This window comes from Kitasatospora sp. NPDC001175 (genome assembly GCF_053598215.1).
In genome coordinates this window covers 31167-46390 of record NZ_JBSFJU010000061.1, presented here as the reverse complement: position 1 = coordinate 46390, position 15224 = coordinate 31167, and the positions used below count along the sequence as shown (strand labels likewise).

At 72.1% G+C, this 15224-nt stretch carries 14 protein-coding genes; 2 read left to right on the top strand and 12 right to left on the bottom strand.

Going from position 1 to position 15224, the window contains the following annotated elements; genetic code table 11:
- Positions 1-183: 183 nt before the first annotated feature.
- Complete coding sequence (locus ACWDAK_RS31655; protein WP_344635777.1) at positions 184-375, bottom strand: I78 family peptidase inhibitor; 192 nt, start codon at positions 373-375, stop codon at positions 184-186.
- 91 nt (positions 376-466) lie between these two features.
- On the opposite strand from ACWDAK_RS31655, the gene ACWDAK_RS31650 reads away from it, so the two are divergent.
- Complete coding sequence (locus ACWDAK_RS31650; protein ID WP_344635778.1) at positions 467-742, top strand: DUF6343 family protein; 276 nt, start codon at positions 467-469, stop codon at positions 740-742.
- An 82-nt stretch (positions 743-824) separates the two neighbouring features.
- Positions 825-1331 (top strand): hypothetical protein, encoded by a 507-nt coding sequence (locus tag ACWDAK_RS31645; RefSeq protein WP_427395185.1) that lies wholly within the window; start codon positions 825-827, stop codon positions 1329-1331.
- 42 nt (positions 1332-1373) lie between these two features.
- Here ACWDAK_RS31645 and ACWDAK_RS31640 read toward each other — a convergent pair whose 3' ends face one another.
- The 11 genes from ACWDAK_RS31640 to ACWDAK_RS31590 all read right to left on the bottom strand — a co-directional run bounded on the left by ACWDAK_RS31640 (position 1374) and on the right by ACWDAK_RS31590 (position 15216).
- The gene (locus ACWDAK_RS31640; protein ID WP_427395184.1) at positions 1374-2759 is read right to left on the bottom strand and encodes an aspartate aminotransferase family protein; all 1386 of its coding nucleotides are present in this window, start codon (positions 2757-2759) and stop codon (positions 1374-1376) included.
- Entirely contained in the window at positions 2749-4677 is a 1929-nt protein-coding gene (gene dxs, locus ACWDAK_RS31635) for a 1-deoxy-D-xylulose-5-phosphate synthase (RefSeq protein WP_427395183.1), read from the bottom strand. Before dxs ends, ACWDAK_RS31640 begins: the two co-directional genes overlap by 11 nt.
- A gap of 4 nt (positions 4678-4681) precedes the next feature.
- Complete coding sequence (gene hpnH / locus ACWDAK_RS31630) at positions 4682-5713, bottom strand: adenosyl-hopene transferase HpnH (protein WP_344635782.1); 1032 nt, start codon at positions 5711-5713, stop codon at positions 4682-4684.
- Positions 5714-5715: 2 nt separating this feature from the next.
- A complete protein-coding gene (locus tag ACWDAK_RS31625; RefSeq protein ID WP_344635783.1) occupies positions 5716-6375 on the bottom strand; it encodes a 5'-methylthioadenosine/S-adenosylhomocysteine nucleosidase family protein in 660 nt (219 codons plus the stop codon).
- A 222-nt stretch (positions 6376-6597) separates the two neighbouring features.
- The gene (gene shc / locus ACWDAK_RS31620; RefSeq protein WP_425557572.1) at positions 6598-8580 is read right to left on the bottom strand and encodes a squalene--hopene cyclase; all 1983 of its coding nucleotides are present in this window, start codon (positions 8578-8580) and stop codon (positions 6598-6600) included.
- A 141-nt stretch (positions 8581-8721) separates the two neighbouring features.
- A complete protein-coding gene (locus tag ACWDAK_RS31615) occupies positions 8722-9891 on the bottom strand; it encodes a polyprenyl synthetase family protein (protein ID WP_425557565.1) in 1170 nt (389 codons plus the stop codon).
- On the bottom strand, positions 9888-11285 hold the full coding sequence (gene hpnE / locus ACWDAK_RS31610) for a hydroxysqualene dehydroxylase HpnE (protein WP_427395182.1): 1398 nt from the start codon (positions 11283-11285) through the stop codon (positions 9888-9890). Before hpnE ends, ACWDAK_RS31615 begins: the two co-directional genes overlap by 4 nt.
- Positions 11286-11451: 166 nt before the next feature.
- Positions 11452-12309: a presqualene diphosphate synthase HpnD gene (gene hpnD, locus ACWDAK_RS31605; protein WP_344635963.1), complete on the bottom strand. Its 858-nt coding sequence runs from the start codon at positions 12307-12309 to the stop codon at positions 11452-11454.
- A 41-nt stretch (positions 12310-12350) separates the two neighbouring features.
- Positions 12351-13286, bottom strand: a complete 936-nt coding sequence (gene hpnC / locus ACWDAK_RS31600) for a squalene synthase HpnC (RefSeq protein WP_344635785.1) — start codon at positions 13284-13286, stop codon at positions 12351-12353.
- A 138-nt stretch (positions 13287-13424) separates the two neighbouring features.
- Positions 13425-14240, bottom strand: a complete 816-nt coding sequence (locus ACWDAK_RS31595; RefSeq protein ID WP_344635964.1) for an ABC transporter ATP-binding protein — start codon at positions 14238-14240, stop codon at positions 13425-13427.
- Between the two features lie 7 nt (positions 14241-14247).
- Positions 14248-15216: an ABC transporter permease gene (locus ACWDAK_RS31590; RefSeq protein WP_344635786.1), complete on the bottom strand. Its 969-nt coding sequence runs from the start codon at positions 15214-15216 to the stop codon at positions 14248-14250.
- Between the last annotated feature and the right edge of the window lie 8 nt (positions 15217-15224).

The window sequence follows — 15224 nt, the reverse complement described above, 5'->3', positions numbered from 1 at the left end:
CGTCCAACTCCACCTCCTCGAACTCCTCGGCATCGAAGTCACCCGAACCCGCTGGCCACAGACCTGAAACGGTGACCTGCGAAGTACGGGGCTAGGCCGCGCCCCGGGCACTCGCGGCTGATCAGACGGCTCCGCCAGGCCCCGGCGCACACCACAGGCGCCCGCCCGGCCGCGGGCCGGCCCTCAGCCCGCCCAGCAGCGCTCGACCACCCCGTCCCGGACGGCGAGGTTGAGCCTGCCCTCGCGGTACTCCAGGGTGATCAGATCACCGGGCGCCAGCACCCGGACGACGTCCCAGCCCCGCTCGGCCGCCAGGTCCTGCGCCGCCTTCACCGGCAACCCGACGTACCCCACGTGCTCCTCGTGCTCGTCCACAGCCGTTCTCCCCACGGTCGCCACGGCCCCCGGACGTACGCTGGAATCGTAGACCGGCCACCGCGGCCGAGCGGGGTGGAGGCGATCGGCTATGCGTCCAGCGAAGACCCCACGGCAGTGGCGCAGCGGCACCGAGCCCGCTACGGCTCGGAGCGACCTCAAGCTGCGCTTCCTGCTGTCCGTCACCTTCACCCCGTTCTTCGCCGTGCTCACCGCCGTGTTCGCCCTCTGGGCGGCCCACACCTCCTCCGCCGCCGCCCCGAGCAGTGGCACGCTCACCTTCTTCGCCGTGTGCTGCGGCGTCCTCACCCTGCTCGCGCTGATCGACCTCTGGGTCGTGGTCCGCCGCCGCAGGACCGAACTGTGACCGGGCGTCAGCCCTGATTCGGCAGGTCACAAGGTCGTCACAACCCCGCACACCTCCGCCGCACACATGCCATCCTGACGCGATGCGTCTCCGATCACTGGCACCGGCTCTCGCCGTCGCGGCCCTCGCACTGACCGCCTGCAGCAGCAGCGCGTCCACCACCGCCGCGCCCGCCGCCTCCTCGTCCGCCGCCGCCTCGCCGGCCGCCCCGGCCGCCGGTACGTCCGCACGGCCGGGCCAGTCCGGCTCCGATGCGGCCTCCGGCTCCGCCGCCCCGGCCAAGCCCGCCGCGCCCAGCGACGCGGGCCTGCCGCCCAAGCCGGACCCCGGTGTGGTGACGAAGCTGGTGGCGGCCCTGGACACGATCGACCCGGACATCGTCGCCGGTCACCCCGACCAGGCCGTGGAGCTCGCCCGGAGCCAGTGCCAGGCGATCTACAACTTCCCCAAGGACCGGGCGAAGCTGATCGACCTGGTCAACCAGCACTTCACCTCCCCCAAGCACCCCGACGGCTTCGGCCCCGACAAGGCCGGGAAGATCCTCACCGCCGTCCAGACCAACCTCTGCCCCGCCCCCAACTCCCGCTAGCTCCTCCGGCGCCCCCGGCATCCCGCCGGGCGGCGCCCCGGCCTACCGGTTTCCGACCGCCTGCTTGACCAGCGTCCGTCCGAAGTCCCACATCAGGCCGCTGCCCCGGTGCGCCTCGTCCATCACCTCGGTGAACGCCGTGACGAAACGGTCCACCTCCCGCTCGGTGATGATCAGCGGCGGGATCAGTTTGATCACCTCCAGATGGTCACCGGACACCTGGGTGAGGATGCGGTGCCGGTGCAGCAGCGGTACCACCACCATCTGCGCGAACAGGCCCTTGCGCGCCGCCTGCAGTGCGGTCCAGCCGGTGCGCAGCTTCAGCGACCTGGGTCGCCCGAACTCGATCCCGATCATCAGCCCCCGGCCCCGCACCTCGGCCAGCAGCTCGTAGCGGTCCACCAGTGCCGCCAGCCGCTCCCGGAACAGCTCGCCGATCCGCCGGGAGTTCTCCACCACCTTCTCCTCCCGCATCACATGGAGGGTGGCCAGCGCGGCGGCCATCGCCTGGGCGTTGGAGCCGAAGCTGGCGGAGTGCACCAGCACCCGGTCCATCGAGGAGTACACCTTCTCGAAGATCCAGCCCTTCCCGAGCGTCGCCCCGATCGGCACGTACCCGCCCGACAGCGCCTTGGCCGCACAGACCAGGTCCGGCTCGACCCCCTCCTCCTGGTACGCGAAGAAGGAGCCGGTCCGGCCGATGCCGGTCTGCACCTCGTCGCAGATCAGCAACGCCCGGTGCTCGTGCAGCAGTTGCCGGGCGGCGAGCAGCCAGCCGGGCGGAGCGGCGTGCACCCCCTTGCCCTGGATCGGCTCCACGATCAGCGCCGCGACATCGCCCTTCTTCAACTCCCGGGCGAGCGCGCCGAGATCACCCAGCGGGATCGCGGTGTCCGGCAGCAGCGGATCGAAGCCCCTGCGGAATCCGCTCTCACCGTTGACCGAGAGCGATCCGGTGGTCAGGCCGTGGAAGGCGTGCTCGCAGTACAGCACCCGGGGTCGCCCGGTGGCGTACCGGGCGAACTTCAGCGCGGTCTCCACCGCCTCGGTTCCGCTGTTCCCGAAGAAGACCCGGTCCAACTCCGGTGCGAACGACAGCAGTTGCTCGGCCAGCAGGCCGGGAAGCGGCGAGCAGTCGAAGCGGGTGAGGTCCGGCAGGTCCAGGTCCATCACCTGCTGAACGGCCTCCCTGACCACCGGGTGGTGCCGCCCGAGCGCGAAGATGCCGAACCCGGCCAGCATGTCGAGGTACTCGTTGCCCTCGGCGTCGTAGAAGTACGGCCCCTCGGCGCGCTCGTAGTACCGGTCGAAGCCGAGTGTGTGCAGCATCCTGGGCAGCTGCGGGTTGAGGTAGCGGGCGTACAGCTCGTAGCGTTCCTGGCCGCGCTCGGCGATCAGCGCGGCGAGGTCGAGGCGGTCAGCCGGCATGGGGCTGGTTCGCTCCTCTCATCGGCGGGTCCGGCGGGGTGCGCAGCAGTTGCTTGGCGAAGGCGGCCGTCTGCGCGGCCACCCCGGTGCCGCTGAGGCCGATCTCCTCCAGGAGTTCGCCGCGCCCGGCGTGCGCCAGGAACTCCTGCAGGATGCCGAGGTCGCGCAGCGGGGTGTCCACACCGGCGTCGCGCAGTGCCTGGGCGATCGCCGAACCGACGCCGCCAGAGCGGCCGTTGTCCTCGACGGTGACCACCAGCCGGTGCGCGGCGGCGAGTTCGAGCAGCACCGGGTCCACCGGCTTGACCCAGCGCGGGTCCGCCACCGTCGCGGTGAAGCCCTCGGTGACGAGCAGTGCGGCGGCGTCCAGGCAGGCAGGGGCCATCGCGCCGACGGCGACCAGCAGGATCTCCGGCTCGGGCCCGGTCCGCTGCAGTACGTCCACCCCACCGATCCGTTCCAGGGCCGGGACGGCTGGGTGCAGGTCACCCTTGGGGAAGCGCAGCACGGTCGGCGCGTCGTCCACCGCGACCGCCTCGCGCAGCTGGGCGCGCAGTTGCTCGGCGTCGCGCGGTGCGGCGAGCCGCAGGCCCGGTACCACCTGCAGCACGGACATGTCCCACGCCCCGTTGTGCGAGGCCCCGTCGTTCCCGGTGACCCCCGCTCGGTCGAGGACGAAGGTCACCCCGAGCCGGTGCAGCGCGACATCCATCAGCACCTGGTCGAAGGCCCGGTTCAGGAAGGTGGCGTACACCGCGACCACCGGGTGCAGCCCACCGGTGGCCAGCCCGGCGGCGCTGGCCACCGCGTGCTGCTCGGCGATCCCGACGTCGAAGATCCGCTCCGGGTACGTCTGCGCGAACCTGGCCAGCCCGACCGGCCGGAGCATCGCCGCCGTGATCGCGACCAGCTCGGGCCGCTCGGCGGCGAGCGCGACCAGCTCCGCGCCGAAGACGGAGGTCCAGGAGATCCCGGCCGAGGACGCGACGGGCAGGCAGGTGTACGGGTCGATCGGGTTGACCGCGTGGAAGCGGTCCGCCTCGTCCAGTTCGGCGGGCCGGTAGCCACGTCCCTTGACGGTGAGGCAGTGCACGATCACCGGGCCGCCGAAGTTCCTGGCCTGCCGCAGTGCCTGCTCGACGGCGCCGATGTCGTGCCCGTCGATGGGTCCCAGGTACTTCAGGCCCAGGTCCTCGAACAGCCCCTGCGGCGCGAAGGCGTCCTTGAAGCCCTTCTTGGCGCCGTGCAGCGCATCGAAGATCGGCTGCCCGACCAGCGGGGTGCGCTGCAGCGCCTCCTTGCCGAGGGCCAGGAAGCGCTCGTACCCCTGGGTGGTGCGCAGCGTGGCCAGGTGGTGGGCGAGGCCACCGACGGTGCGGGCGTAGGAGCGCTCGTTGTCGTTGACCACGATCACCAACGGGCGGTCCCGGGCCTCGGCGATGTTGTTGAGCGCCTCCCAGGCCATGCCGCCGGTCAGCGCGCCGTCGCCGATCACCGCGACGTTCCTGCGGTCGGTGCGGCCGAGCAGTTGGTCGGCCTTGGCGAGGCCGTCGGCGTACCCGAGCGCGGTGGAGGCGTGCGAGTTCTCGATCAGGTCGTGCTCGGACTCGGCCCGCGAGGGGTAGCCGGACAGACCGTCCCTGGCGCGCAGCCGGGAGAAGTCCTGCCGGCCGGTGAGCAGCTTGTGCACATACGCCTGGTGACCGGTGTCCCAGAGGATCCGGTCGTGCGGCGAGTCGAAGACCCGGTGGAGCGCGATGGTCAGCTCGACCACGCCGAGGTTGGGGCCGAGGTGGCCGCCGGTCCTGGTCACCGCGGCGATCAGGAAGTCCCTGATCTCCTCGGCCAGCAGCGGGAGTTCGGCCGCCTCCAGGGCTCTGAGGTCGGCGGGTCCCCTGATCCCGCTCAGCAGCGACATGCCGTCACCGTGCCGCGGTGCCGGACGAGCCGAGGGTCTCGCGGGCCGCGCGCAGCGACTCCTTGAGCGAGCCCATGGTGGCCAGCACCGCGGTCGGCTCGTACCCGCAGTGCGCCATGCAGTTCGCGCAGCGCGGGTCCTTGCCCCGCCCGTACTTGCTCCAGTCGGTCTGCTCGATCAGCTCGCGGTAGGTGGGCACGTATCCGTCCGACATCAGGTAGCAGGGGCGCTGCCAGCCGAAGAGCGAGTAGTTGGGGATGCCCCAGGCGGTGCACTGGAAGTCGATCCGCCCCTCCAGGAAGTCCAGGAAGAGCGGGCTGTGGTTGAGCCGCCAGCGGCGCCGGTTGCCGCCGGCGAAGGCCTTGCGGAACAGCTCTCTGGTCTGCTCGACGCCGAGGAAGTGCTCCTGGTCCGGGGCCTTCTCGTAGGCGTAGGCCGGGGAGATCATCATCTCGTCGACGCGCAGTTCGTCGTTGAGGTAGTCCAGTACCTCGATCACGGTCTGCGGGGTGTCGGTGTTGAAGAAGGTGCTGTTGGTGGTGACCCGGAAGCCGCGCCGCTTGGCCTCCCTGATCGCCTCCACCGCCTCGTCGAAGGTGCCGTCCTTGGCCACCGAGGCGTCGTGCCGCTCACGCAGTCCGTCGATGTGCACGGTGAAGGTGAAGTACGGCGAGGGCTTGAACCTGTCCAGCTTCTTGCGCAGCAGCAGCGCGTTGGTGCACAGGAACACGTACTTGCGGCGGGCGATCAGCTGCCGGACGATCTCGTCGATCTGCGGGTGCATCAGCGGCTCGCCGCCCGCGATGGACACCATCGGCGCCCCCGCCTCCAGCACCGCCCCGACCGCCTGCGCCACCGGCATCCGCTGCTTGAGCACCCCGGCGGGGTGCTGGATCTTCCCGCAGCCCTCGCAGGCGAGGTTGCAGGCGAACAGCGGCTCCAGCTCCACGATCAGCGGGAACTTCTCCCGACGCTTCAGCTTCTGCTGCATGAGGTAGGTGCTGATGCGGATGGACTGGCGCAGCGGCATGGCCATGACTAACTCGCCTCCTGGGGGAGCGTCGAGGGCTGGGTTTCGAGTGCGACAGCTGCCTGGCGGTGCCAGGCGATGAGAGCCGGTACGGCGGCGCGTAGGGTCCGCCAGGCCCGCACCCCGGCCGGTAGGGTGCCCGGCCGGATCAGTTCGTGGTCCGGGGTGTCCACCACCACCCGCAGGACCGCGGCGGGCAGGTGGGGGCGCAGCTCGGCGCGGACGGCCAGGACCGCGGCCGCCTCCATGTCCACGGCCAGTGCACCCCGGGAGTTCAGCGCCCGCCGCTCGGCTCCCCGCACTACGTGGTCGGCGGTGTGGTGCAGCCCGGTGTGGCTGGTGAGGCCGCGGGACTGCAGGGCGCGGGCGAGCTGCTTGGCGGAGTCCAGCGGGTAGTGGTTGCCGTCGGGGTCGCGTACCGCGTCGGCGACGATCACATCGGCCGGCCGCACGCCCGGTCCGACGGCGGCGCCGAAGCCGGCCACCACCAGGGCGCCGTACCCGTCCCGGGCGAGCAGCTCGCGCGCCACCCGCCTGGCCCGGGTGCGTCCCACCCCGGTCCTGGCCAGTACCGGCGGCCCGCTCTGTGCCTCGGCCCAGTCCCCGCCGCGCAGCGCCCACACCTCGGGGCCCAGCGCGCACACCACCAGCAGCGCCCCGCCCCTCATCGGACGGCCCCGCTTCGCGAGGCGCCGAGGCAGGCGGCGCCCCGGGGGCGCGCGGTACCGCGCGGGTGACCCCGCCCCCGACCGGAGTACACCTCACCCGGCGCGCCGCACCCCGCGGCTTTGCAGGCACTCGCCCTCATCCCAGTCCTCCGATCCGGCCGTTTGGCCCGATCCTCGGGGGCACGGGCCGAGTCCGCCACCGGACCGGCCGCGGGCGGCGCCTCATCGCTGGCCGCCGGGCACCCGGTTGCCGTGCAGGTAGCGGCCGAGGGCCGTCACCGGGAACACCAGCCGGTAGAGGTGGTAGTTGATCGAGAAGTCCCACGGGAACCCGGTACCGGTGAAGTGCGGCTCGTCCCAGGTGCCCTCGGGCAGCTGGGTGTCCACCAGCCAGCGCACGCCCCGTTCGACCGCGGCGCTGCGCGCCCCGTCCGGCCCCTCCCCTGCCGCGAGCAGCGCCATCAGCGCCCACGCGGTCTGCGAGGCGGTGGACTCCCCGCGTCCGGCCCAGCGCTCCGGGTCCTCGTAGGACCGCATGTCCTCGCCCCAGCCGCCGTCCGGGTTCTGCCGCTCCTCCAGCCAGCGCACCGCCCGCCGGATCGCCGGGTGGCCGGTGCGCAGCCCGGCGGCGGTCAGCGCGGGGACCACCGAACCCGTCCCGTAGATGTAGTTGGTGCCCCAGCGGCCGAACCAGGAGCCGTCCGGCTCCTGGTTGGCGAGCAGCCAGGCGATGCCGCGCCGGGTGCGCGTGTCGTCGGATCGGCCGACCTCGGCGAGCATCTCCACCACGTGCGCGGTGACGTCCGCCGACGGCGGGTCCACCACCTCGCCGAAGTCGCAGAACGGCAGCTTGTTGGGAAGCCGGCTGGTGTTGTCCACGTCGAAGGCGCCCCAGGCGCCGTTCTTGGACTGCATCCCGAGGTTCCACTCGACGCCGCGCCGCACCGCGCCCTGCAGCCGCTCCCGGTCGGGGAAGGCGACCCGGCTGAGTGCCAGCACCACCTCGGCGGTGTCGTCGATGTCGGGGTAGTTGTCGTTCTGGAACTCGAACGCCCAGCCGCCGGGGGCGAGTTCGGGTCGCTGGACGGCCCAGTCGCCGCGCCGGGTGATCTCCTCGCCGAGCATCCAGTCGGCGGCGGCCACCAGCGCGGGGTGGTCGGCGGGCAGTCCCGCGTCGCGCAGCGCGATGGCAGCCAGGCAGGTGTCCCAGACCGGGGACTGGCAGGCCTCCATCCAGCGCCGGCCGTCCTCGGTGTGCACGGTGAAGCCGTCGAAGGAGTCGAGCCCGGCCTTCATCACCGGGTGGTCCAGACGGTAGCCGCGCAGGTGCAGCGCGATCAGCGAGTACACGGCGGGCGGCTGGATACCGCCCCAGCAACCGTCGGCCTCCTGCCGCTCGATGATCCAGCGCTCGGCCTGGGCCAGCGCGAGCCGGCGCAACGGCCGTACGGCGTAACGGTGGTAGACGTGCAGGGCCTTGTCCAGGCGCTCGAAGAGCCCGTCCCAGGTGGTCAGCGGGGCGAGCGGCCGACGGGGGTGCGGGTCGGCGGGGTCGGTGTGCAACTCGTCGAGCAGGAAGGGCACGGGGCGGACCGGGCGGTAGGTCGAGACCACGGTCAACGGTACGATCGTCTGCCTGGCCCAGCAGCCGAAGGCGTAGATGTTCAGCGGCAGCCACTTGGGCGCGAAGATCAGCTCGGGCGGCAGTTCCGGCAGCCGCTCCCAGGGCCACCAGCCGAAGAGCGCGAGCCAGATCCGGGTGAAGACGCGGGTGGCGGCGATACCGCCGTGCGCGCGTACGTACTGCGCCGCCGACCGCATGTGCGCGGCCTCGGGGTCGTCACCGGCGAGCTTGAGGGCGACGTACGCCTCGACGGTGGCGGAGAGTTCGGGCGGGCCGCCGTGGAAGGTGGCCCAGGTGCCGTCCGGGCGCTGCTGGGATCGGATCCAGGCGGCGGTGCCGCGGGTCTGCTCCTCCGTCCTGATGCCGAGGAACTGCCGCAGTAACAGGTCCTCGGCGTCCATGGTGACGTTGGTCTCCAGGTCGCCCTTCCACCAGCCCTCGGGGCTCTGGAGTGACAGCAGATGGGCGGTGGCCCTGGCCAGCGCCTCGGCCGGCGCGGTCCGGTCGGGGCCCTCCTCGGCCCGACCGGCCGCCCTGGCCCCGTTCACCGCGCCGTCGGCCCCGGCGGCCTCGCACAGCACCGGGCCGCGCCCGCCGGCCGGGCGGCCCGACGCGATCCGGCCGCTGGTCCGTTCAGGCCCCGGCGGTCGGTCGCCCACCGCGACCGGCTCGGAATCGTACTCGGGGTCGAGCCGGCCGTCCGCGGTTGCTGTCACTTGACGTCACCTCTCTCGTACCACCACGAATTCGGCGAGTGCGACGAAGTGCCGGCGCACCGCGTCGGTCATCGGCACCTCGTCCAGTGCGGCGAGGGCAGTCGTGTGCTGGCGGCGGGCCTCCGCCTGGGTCCAGGCGCGGCCGCCCGCCTCCTCGATCAGGGCCGCGCGGGCGGCGAGCACCTGCTCGCTCTCCTCGCCGCGTCCCTCGGGGTCGGCCAGCTGCTCGGCCAGCCGGCGGGAGGCGCTGCCGCCCTCGGCCAGCGCAGCGGCGACCGGCAGCGACTTCTTGCGCTGGCGCAGGTCGCCCCAGTGCGGCTTGCCGGTCACCTCGGTGGCTCCCCAAATGCCCAGCAGGTCGTCCACGGCTTGGAAGGCCAGGCCCAGGTGGTGGCCGTAGCGCTGGAGCGCGTCGGAGACGCGGTCGTCGGCCCCGGCCAGGACGGCGCCGATCGCGGAGGCGGCGGCCAGCAGGGCGCCGGTCTTGCCGCCCTCCATGTCCAGGCACTCCTCGACCGTCACCGCCTCGCGTGCCTCGAAGGCCACGTCCTTGGCCTGCCCGTCGATCAGCTTCCGGGTGGCGGTGGTGATCAGACGGACCGCCCGGGCCGCGTCCGCCGCGCTCGCGCCACCGGTGACTGCGGCGTCCAGCAGCACCTCGGTGCCCAGCGTGGCCAGCGCGTCGCCGACCAGGATCGCCTGGGCCGGGCCGAACACCGTCCACGCGGTGGCCCGGTGCCGCCGGGTCTCGTCACCGTCCATCAGATCATCGTGGAGCAGCGAGAAGTTGTGCACCAGTTCCACCGAGACACCGCCAGGCACTCCGGTCTCGGCCGGCGCACCGACCGCCTGCGCCGAGAGCAGCGCCAGCGCGGGCCGGACGGCCTTTCCGCCGTCCCCCGCGACCGGCTTGCCGTCCCGGTCGATCCAGCCGAAGTGGTACGCCGCCACGGTGTCCATCGGTGCGGCCAGCCGGGCGACCGCGGCGCGCAACGGCGGGGTGCACAGGCTCCGGCCGCGGGCCAGCAGCTCCGGCACCGAAGCGGCCTCCTCGAGCGTCGCGGCCGCGGCCGATGCGGAGCGAGCCTCCACGTGTCCTCCCTCTCCGTCCGGACGCCGGGCCCCTCTGGCGGGCCCGCCTGGTGCGATGTCAGTAGTGCTGGGGCCCGCGGTCATCGGGGCCACCTCCCGTCGCCTCGGTCGACCGGGATCCGCCCGGTCCCGGCCAGCGCGGCGTCGGCCGCGGCATGGCCGCTGCGCACCGCGCCCTCCATGGTCGCGGGCCAGCCGGTGGCGGTCCACGAGCCCGCCAGCAGCAGCCCCGGGACAGTCGTCCGGGCCGCGGGGCGCAGCACGGCGGTGCCCGGTGCCGGGTCGAAGGTCGCGGTGCGCTCGCGGGTGACGAAGAAGTCCAGCACCTCCGCCTGCCGTGCGCCCGGGATCAGCCGCTCCAGCTCGGGCAGGTAGCGCGCCCGCAGCTCGGCCACCGGCAGGTCGATCTCGTCCCCGGCGTCGGACTGGGACAGCGCCAGGTACTGGGCACCCGGTACGGCCAGACCCGAGTGCGCCGTACGGTCGAAGACCCACTGCACCGGGGAGCCGAGCGCCGCGAAGAACGGGCGGCGCAGCAGCCGCCGGTCGTAGACCACGTGGACGTTGAGGATCGGTGAGGTGCCGAGCTCGGCGAGCCGCTCCTGCCGCGGGATCGCGCCGGCCGGCAGCAGCGCGGCGGCGCTGTCCTGGGCGCCGGCGAGCACCACGGTGTCGGCGGTGAGCAGTTCGCCGCTCTCGAGCCGGACGGCGTGCCGGTCTGCGGGCTTGAGCTCGGCGGCCCGGCTGCGCAGCAGCACCCGCACGCCCAGGCGTTCCAGTTCGGCGAGCGCCGCGTCGTGGTGGATCTCGCCGAGCGGGACGGCGGCCATGCCGATGTCCGAGGCCCCGGGGTCGGAGAGCAGGCCGGTCTTGAAGACCATCGCGGCCAGCGCCAGCGAGGTCCGGTCGGCGGTGGCGTTCAGGGTGGCGACGCCGACCAGGTCCCACAGGGCCTCGACGGTGGCCGGGGTCTGACCGTGGCGGCGCAGCCAGTCGCCGAAGGAGAGCTCGTCCAGCGCCGGGTCGGCCAGGTCGAGCCGCTGCAGCGCGAGCGCGGCGCGCACCACCCGCAGCCGGTCGGCCGGGCCGAGGTGCGGGTAGGTGGCCAGGCTGCGGGTGAGGTGCAGCGGTACCGGCAGGGCGTCCCGGCGCAGCCGGCCGAAGTCGCGGCGACCGCCGGCGCCGAGCCCGAGGACGGGGACGTCCAGGCGCGGCTGAAGATCCACCAGTCGGCCCGCGCCCAGCCGGTCGACCAGGCCGCGGTAGGCGGTGCAGCAGCGCAGGAAGACGTGCTGGCCGTTGTCGACGGTCAGCTCGCCGCGTTTGAAGGAGAAGGCCAGGCCGCCGAGCCTGGGCCTGGTCTCCAGCAGGGTGACCTGCTGCCCGGCCTCGGCCAGCCGCAGTGCGACGGTGATCCCGGCCAGGCCGCCGCCGACCACCACGGCGCTGCGGCGGGCGGACGTCCGCTGCCCGGTCATCTGCCCCTCCCCCCGCCGTCGTTCGGCTGTTCGCTCATGGACACCACGTGCCCGCCCAGGGCCGTCGCACACCCGCTGACGGACGTCGGACGTGCGTTTACGGGCAGCCCGCCGAACCGTTTCCGTGATGTTGCGCTGACACAGCGTGACATAACTTCCGAGAGAATCAAGAACGCCCTCCGGCGAGCCCGGACAGCGCCACGTATGCCTTCTCCCAGCCCGGCAGCGAGACGCGGCCGCGCAGCACCGACTCGGGATCGGCGGCGATCCGGCCGAGCAGCCGGTGGTAGATGCCCGCCATGGCGGCGGTGGATGCCCGACTGCGGCGGTCCAGCATCGGCAGCAGCCGCAGGCCCTCCTCGAAGCAGCGCTGGGCGCGTTCGGCCTGGAAGGCCACCAGCCCGGCGAAATCGGCGCCCCTCGGGGGCCTGGGCAGGGCGAAGCCCTGCTCGCAGCCGAACCTGACCAGATCCTCGCTGGGCAGGTAGGTGCGGCCGTTGAGGGCATCCTCGCGCAGGTCACGGAGGATGTTGGTGAGCTGGAGGGCCAGGCCCAGGGTGTCGGCGTACTCGGCGCCGAGCTCCGGGTCCTCGCAGCCGTACACGCCGAGCGAGAGCCGGCCGATGGAACCCGCGACGCAGCGGCAGTAGACCTTGAGCTCCTCGAAGGTCTGGTACTCGGCGCCCTTGAGGTCCATCTCGACGCCGTCGATCAGTTCGTCGAGGGCACCGAGCGGGATCGGGAAGCGCCGGGCGGCGTCCGCCAGGGCGACCTTGATCGGGTCGGTGTCGTCCACGCTGACGGCGCCGGAGCGGATCTCGTCCAGCAGCTCGCGGGTGCGCCCGAGCTGCTCGGCCTTGCGCTCGGGCGGCAGATCGCCGTCGCCGATGTCGTCGATCCGGCGGGCGAGCGCGTAGAGCGCGGACATGGCGTACCGCTTGGCCTCCGGGAGGAGCCGGATGCCGTAGCTGAAGTTGCGGGCCTGCAGGGCGGTGACCGCCTCGCAGTACCGGTACGCCGCCATGACCTGAGCGGACGCCAGTGGTGATGCCGCCACGCGGGCGTTCACCTTCCCTTCGCGAAGAGTCTCGCCGCCTTCACTGCGAGGCGGCGCTTGTCCGGCTTCGGCTGCTGGGCCAGGACGTCGTACCCGGCGGCCTCGATGGCAGCCAGGGCCGCGTACCCGCCTGCGGTGAATCCCGCCAGCAGCAGTCGGAGCCTCCCGGAAACCGTACCTACCAGCGGTGCGCCGTGATCGAGCAGGGTCCGGGCCCGGTCCACCTCGAAGGCCACCAGGTCCCGCACCCGGGGTCCGGCGACCGGCCGGGCGAGGTCCTGCTCGGTGACGCCGAAGGCGTCCAGGTCCTCGGCGGGCAGGTAGATCCGGCCGCGGCCGAGGTCCTCGGCGACGTCCTGGAGGTGCTCTACCACCTGCAGGGCGCTGCAGATCGCGTCGGAGTAGGCGATCCGCTCCGGGGTGGCCACGCCCGCGATGGCGAGCACCAGGCGGCCGACCGGGTCGGCGGAGAGGGTGCAGTAGTCGAGCAGGTCGCGGTAGGCCGGGTAGCGGGTGACGGTCTGGTCGACCCGGTTGGCCTCGATCAGCCGACGGAACGGCTCGGGGGTGACGGCGTGCCGGCCGATCAGCGGGACGAGTGCGCGCATCAGCGGGTGGTGCGGCGCCGGGGCGTCCGGGGTGAGCGCCGCCTCGAAGGCGCGGTCCAGGTCCCGTTCGAGTCCGTCCAGCAGGGCGAGCCGGAAAGCGGTCCCGTCCTCGGCCGGACGGGTGAACGGTACGCCCAGCAGCTCGGCGACCCGGACCGGGTCCGCCAGATCGCCGTCACCCGCGTCGTCCACCAGGCGGGCGAAGCCGTACACCGCCATCAGATCGGTGCGCCAGGCGGCGGGCAGGAAGGAGGGCGCGACCGGGAAGTTCTCCAGGTCCGCCTTCTCGAGTGTGGTGCCGTCTGTCTGGTTATCGGATTTAGCCGAAGCTGCCACTACCGTCACTCCCCCGTTCTACACCGGCCCGGTCCACCGGCCCATACCGGACACGCACCCGAGCCTCCGGGCACAGCCGAAGGGCCGGCACCAGGGACGTTTCCGCCCCGGCGCCGGCCCCCGCCGTACCGGCCCAGCTCAGGCCCGGTTGTGCTTCTCGTACTCGCGGACGACCTCGTCGGTGTGGCCGTCCATCATGAGCTCACCCTTCTCGATCCAGATGGTGCGCTCGCAGGTGTCCCTGATCGCGTTGTTGTTGTGGCTGACCAGGAAGACCGTACCGGCCTCCTTGCGCAGCTCGCGGATGCGGGCCTCACTGCGCTTCTGGAACTTCTGGTCACCGGTGGCCAGCGCCTCGTCGATGAGCAGCACGTCGTGGGTCTTGGCCGCCGCGATCGAGAACCGCAGACGGGCCGCCATACCCGAGGAGTACGTGCGCATCGGCAGCGAGATGAAGTCGCCCTTCTCGTTGATGCCCGAGAAGTCGACGATCTCCTGATACCGGGACTCGACCTCCTTGGGCGTCATGCCCATGGCCAGGCAGCCCAGGATGACGTTGCGGTCACCGGTCAGGTCGTTCATCAGCGCGGCGTTCACGCCCAGCAGGGACGGCTGGCCGTTGGTGTAGATCGCGCCCTTCGCCGTCGGCAGCAGGCCCGCGATGGCCGCCAGCATGGTGGACTTGCCGGAGCCGTTGGAGCCGATCAGGCCGACCGCCTCACCCTTGTACGCGGTGAAGCTGAGGCCGCGCACGGCGTGCACCTCGCGGATGGCGGGCGACCGCTTCTTGGCGATCAGCCGGCTCAGCGCCGAGGTGGCGCTGCCCTTGCCGGAACCGGCGCCGTGCACCTTGTAGACGATGTGGACGTCGTCGACGACCACGGTGGGGGTCCGGGCCGGCTCGGAGGACGCGGTCTTGGGCGCGTCCTGGCTCGCCCCTCGGAAGTTGCTCATCGCGATGTCAGCCACGGCCGTACTCCTCCTCTGCCTTCCAAAAGAACACGAAACCGACCACGAAGACCACCACAGCCCAGGCGGAGGCGGTGAACCAGATGTGGTGCGGCAGGGTCAGGTGCTGCGGCAGCGCGTGGCCGGCGTGGTCCTTGCCGCCGTGGTAGTAGTGCTTGCTGAAGCTGTCCGGCATGAACGCGTAGCGCATCAGGTCCATGTAGATCGTCGCCGGGTTCAGCGACATGACCGTCTTGGCCAGCGGCGGCCAGCTCGCGATGGCGCCCTGGATGCTGTACATCACGCCGGAGACGTACATCCAGGTGCGCAGGATGAACGGCATCAGCTGGGAGATGTCCGAGGCCTTGGAGCCGACACGAGCCATGATCATGGCCAGACCGGCGTTGAACAGGCACTGCAGCAGCAGCGCCGGGATGATCAGCAGCCACGTCATGTGCGGCATCTGGCCGTTCGCCAGCACGATGCCGACCAGGACGACCATCGAGATCAGCAGCTGCTGCAGCTGGATCACGGTGAAGGCCACCGGCATACAGGCGCGGGGGAAGTGCAGCGCCCGGATCAGGCCGAGGTTGTCGGCGATCGAGCGGGTACCGGCCTGCACGGCGCTCTGCGAGAACTGGAAGACGAAGACGCCGACGCAGAGCCAGGCGAGGTAGACCGGGATGCTGTCCCGGCTCTTCAGCATCACACCGAAGACCAGGAAGAACACCGAGCAGTTCAGCAGCGGCGTGAGCACCTGCCACAGCTGGCCCAGCTTGGCGGTCGTGTACTGAGCGACCAGGCGGGCCGTGGCGAAGGCCAGGATGAAGTGGCGCCGCGCCCACAGCTGCCTCACGTACTCGGGCAGACTGGGCCGCTTGCCGCTGACTCCCAGGCCGTACTTGGCCGCGAGCTGCTTCGGGGTCAGGCCCGCATCAGCCCCACTCGGTGTGGAGAGGCTGAAGTCACTCACTGTTGACACATTCGTCC

Coding starts and splice junctions, on each gene's coding strand:
- ACWDAK_RS31595 (WP_344635964.1), bottom strand. CDS start 14,240: ATGAGCAACTTCCGAGGGGCGAGCCAGGACGCGCCCAAGACCGCGTCC.
- dxs (WP_427395183.1), bottom strand. CDS start 4,677: ATGTCGCTGCTGAGCGGGATCAGGGGACCCGCCGACCTCAGAGCCCTG.
- hpnH (WP_344635782.1), bottom strand. CDS start 5,713: ATGGCCATGCCGCTGCGCCAGTCCATCCGCATCAGCACCTACCTCATG.
- ACWDAK_RS31615 (WP_425557565.1), bottom strand. CDS start 9,891: ATGACCGCGGGCCCCAGCACTACTGACATCGCACCAGGCGGGCCCGCC.
- hpnE (WP_427395182.1), bottom strand. CDS start 11,285: ATGACCGGGCAGCGGACGTCCGCCCGCCGCAGCGCCGTGGTGGTCGGC.
- ACWDAK_RS31650 (WP_344635778.1), top strand. CDS start 467: ATGCGTCCAGCGAAGACCCCACGGCAGTGGCGCAGCGGCACCGAGCCC.
- ACWDAK_RS31640 (WP_427395184.1), bottom strand. CDS start 2,759: ATGCCGGCTGACCGCCTCGACCTCGCCGCGCTGATCGCCGAGCGCGGC.
- hpnD (WP_344635963.1), bottom strand. CDS start 12,309: ATGGCGGCGTACCGGTACTGCGAGGCGGTCACCGCCCTGCAGGCCCGC.
- ACWDAK_RS31645 (WP_427395185.1), top strand. CDS start 825: ATGCGTCTCCGATCACTGGCACCGGCTCTCGCCGTCGCGGCCCTCGCA.
- ACWDAK_RS31625 (WP_344635783.1), bottom strand. CDS start 6,375: ATGAGGGGCGGGGCGCTGCTGGTGGTGTGCGCGCTGGGCCCCGAGGTG.